3 protein-coding genes and 1 pseudogene are annotated in these 2,991 nt (G+C 58.2%); 3 read left to right on the plus strand and 1 reads right to left on the minus strand.

The annotated features are described in order from the left end of the window. Positions 1-223: 223 nt before the first annotated feature. Together A3754_RS15960 and A3754_RS15965 are read left to right on the plus strand one after the other, a co-directional pair. Positions 224-718: an Lrp/AsnC family transcriptional regulator gene (locus tag A3754_RS15960; protein ID WP_063520498.1), complete on the plus strand. Its 495-nt coding sequence runs from the start codon at positions 224-226 to the stop codon at positions 716-718. A 226-nt stretch (positions 719-944) separates the two neighbouring features. Continuing rightward, a complete protein-coding gene (locus A3754_RS15965; RefSeq protein WP_063520499.1) occupies positions 945-1,406 on the plus strand; it encodes a flavodoxin family protein in 462 nt (153 codons plus the stop codon). Between the two features lie 257 nt (positions 1,407-1,663). On the opposite strand, the gene A3754_RS15970 is transcribed toward A3754_RS15965, so the two are convergent. Next, the gene (locus A3754_RS15970; protein WP_063520500.1) at positions 1,664-2,422 is read right to left on the minus strand and encodes an enoyl-CoA hydratase; all 759 of its coding nucleotides are present in this window, start codon (positions 2,420-2,422) and stop codon (positions 1,664-1,666) included. Between the two features lie 145 nt (positions 2,423-2,567). Between A3754_RS15970 and A3754_RS15975 the strand changes: the two are divergent. Beyond that, positions 2,568-2,991: pseudogene (locus tag A3754_RS15975) on the plus strand (hypothetical protein); the annotation flags it as partial.

Consider the following 2,991-nt stretch of genomic DNA (forward strand, 5'->3'; position numbering starts at 1 on the left):
CTTGGCGGCTAACAACTCCATGTGTGATCTCGGGTCTCGATCAAGGCGCCGATAGGCACCGGTAGCGGTCAAGAGAGGCATCCGGCTTGTGGCTGTCTGCGTCATCGCCCTACGAGAGATACTTTACGGCGCAGGACGCGCAATGTGCTTGCTTTCTTCACCCATTTTCGGCCTTATGAGCAAGATAATTGCGCAAAACCACCAAATAAGAGAGAAAAACCCCATGAGCAGCTCCGAACTGGCAAAACTGGATCGCACCGACCTGCGTATTCTCGATGCGCTGCAGCACAACGGCGGGCTCAGCAACCAACAACTGGCGGAAACCGTAGGGCTATCGCCTTCACCCTGCTCCCGGCGGGTCCAAAAGCTGGAGTCCGCCGGCATTATTGTGAAGCGGGAAACGGTGCTGGATGCCCGCAAGCTGGGACTGGACCTGACCGTGATGATCCAGATCAGCATGGACCGCCACACACCGGAGCGCTTCGCCAATTTTGAAGAGAAGGTGGCCAGTTACCCGGAAGTACAACTGTGTTACCTGGTCACCGGGCAGGAAGCCGATTACCTGCTGAAAGTGGTAGTGCCCGATATCGACGGCTACCAGCACTTCCTGCTCAACAAGATCACCCGGATCGAAGGCGTCAGCGGTGTGCATTCCAGCTTTGTGATGCGGCGGGTGGTGGATACGGCAGCCTTGCCGCTGAATTATGTGGAGACGTGAGGAGCAGTTGAAAGTTCAAAGTTTAAAGTTGAAAAGCGCGAGATAGGTTTTTGTATTGGAGAGTCCGTGCCCGCGCCATTACCGGGGAACGCGGGCGCGGCATTACAGACATCGACGGCCTGATTCGCGTTTAAACTTTAAACTTTCAACTCAACCCACCACGCCTACAAGCCGGCCGCTCGTAGCTGATATGCTGACTCCATCAACCGCGTTGAATTACGAGACCATGAAAAACCTGCTGATCGTCGCCCACGCCCCGTCACCGAATACGCAAAAACTCCGCGATGCCGCCGCCCGTGGCGCCGGGCACGAGGATATCGAGAGCGTCTCGGTCACCGTGAAGGCACCACTGGAAGCCGGCCCTGAAGATGTGATGGCCTGTGATGCCATCCTGCTCGGCACCACGGAAAATCTGGGCTATATGAGCGGTGCGTTGAAAGACTTTTTTGACCGCACTTACTACGCCGTACTGGAAGAGAAACAGGGCCTGCCCTGCGCCCTGTACATTCGCGCCGGCCATGACGGTACCGGCACCCGCCGGGCGGTGGAAACCATTGTCACCGGGTTACGCTGGAACTGGGTACAGGACCCACAAGTACTCAAAGGGGAATGGCAGGACAACTTCGAGGCCGAAGTGGAAGAACTGGGAATGTATCTGGCGGCGGGACTGGATGCGGGGGTGTTGTAGCTCCGAGCCACTAGCCTCGAGCGACGAGACGCGGGAAAGGGCTGCTGTTACGGCGATGCAGTGCCCGCGCACCGGAGCCGCATTCAAGAACAAACTGCAGGGCTGAATGGCGGAGATTGGCTCACGCCAATTTCCACCCTACGAACACAGATACCAGGATTGACCGCACCCCGCGCTCGAACGCGAACACCAACCTCTCAGCACCTGATACCCCAACCCGCGCCTCGCAGCTCGAAGCTGGTAGCTCGCAGCTGCCTTTACTTGCTCTTACTCACCATGGCCGCGATCACCGCCTTGGCTTCGTCGCCCTGGAGCATTTCCCCGAACAGTGCCAGGTCTTCTTTCACCACCTGGTGCAAAGGCTTGTTGATGGACTCACGCATCAGCCGCTTGCTCGCCTGCAGGGCACGAGGCGGTTTTTTCGCCAGTGTCGCCGCCAGATTGCGGGCCGTCGCGTCCAGCTCTTCACGCGCCACAACCTTGGCCAGCAGCCCGATTTCCAGCGCTTCTGCGGCCAGCATCGGTTCACCAAGCAGCAGCATGCGCGCTGCGCGCTGATAGCCGATCCAGGCTGGCAGCAGCTTGGCGGAACCCGCTTCCGGTACGGCGCCCAGGTCCACAAACGGCGTGATCAGCTTGGCATCCTCGGAGGCCACCACCAGGTCCATGTGCAACAGCATGGTAGTGCCCACACCAACCGCGTTGCCCTGCACGGCCGCAACGACAACCTTGGGGAAATCGTGGATGGCCTGAATGAAATGGGCAGCCTCCCCCGCTTCACCGGGCTTGGCATTCAGGAAATCCACCAGGTCGTTACCGGCACTGAAGGACTTGCCTTCACCCCGGAACAGCACCACGTGAATATCATCACTTTGCTCTGCAGTGGCCAGCAGCTTGACCAAATCCCGGTACATGGCACTGGTCAGCGCATTCAATTTGTCCGGACGGTTCAGGGTAATTTCCATCACTGATTCGGTGTTGTTCACCAGAACCAGATCACTTTCCAGTGTCGGCATCGTCACGACAGCTCTCCCAATCGTATTTATAGTCGGGCAAGGCTAGCGGGCGCGCCCCCACCTGCCAAGGGCGAATAACGACAAAGACGCTTGACCAGCCGGTCAAAGGCGATTAAAAAAGCGAACCTCGGTCGGAATCCCTATAGTGAAACTGATTACTTTCGATCCTTTCCGCACCCTCGGGCTCCCCGGTGTGCGTTATATCAAACCGGAGCATATGCATCAGCACCGCGACGAACTCGCGGCGGCGGACTGGCTGCTATTCCCCGGTTACTGGCAGATCAACAGCCTGCATTACGTGCTCAAGCGGCCGATTTTTCCCAGCCTGTGCAGTTACCACCTGGGTCACGACAAGGTGGAGATGACTCGCGCCCTGCAAACGGCCTGCCCGGACCATGTGCCCGAAACCCTGATCACCTCATCGGACAAATACGGCATCGGCCAGATTCTCGATCAATGGCGCTTTCCGTTTGTGGCCAAGTCGGTGCGCTCCAGCCAGGGCATGGGTGTCTACCTGATCGAAAACCGGCAACAGTTACAGGACTATGCCGCCCGCGAAACCGTTCTGT

Source organism: Alcanivorax sp. HI0083, from assembly GCF_001635175.1.

Bases quoted from the DNA above. Each gene is read 5' to 3' on its own strand.
- A3754_RS15960 (WP_063520498.1), top strand. From the start codon at position 224: ATGAGCAGCTCCGAACTGGCAAAACTGGATCGCACCGACCTGCGTATT.
- A3754_RS15965 (WP_063520499.1), top strand. From the start codon at position 945: ATGAAAAACCTGCTGATCGTCGCCCACGCCCCGTCACCGAATACGCAA.
- A3754_RS15970 (WP_063520500.1), bottom strand. From the start codon at position 2,422: ATGCCGACACTGGAAAGTGATCTGGTTCTGGTGAACAACACCGAATCA.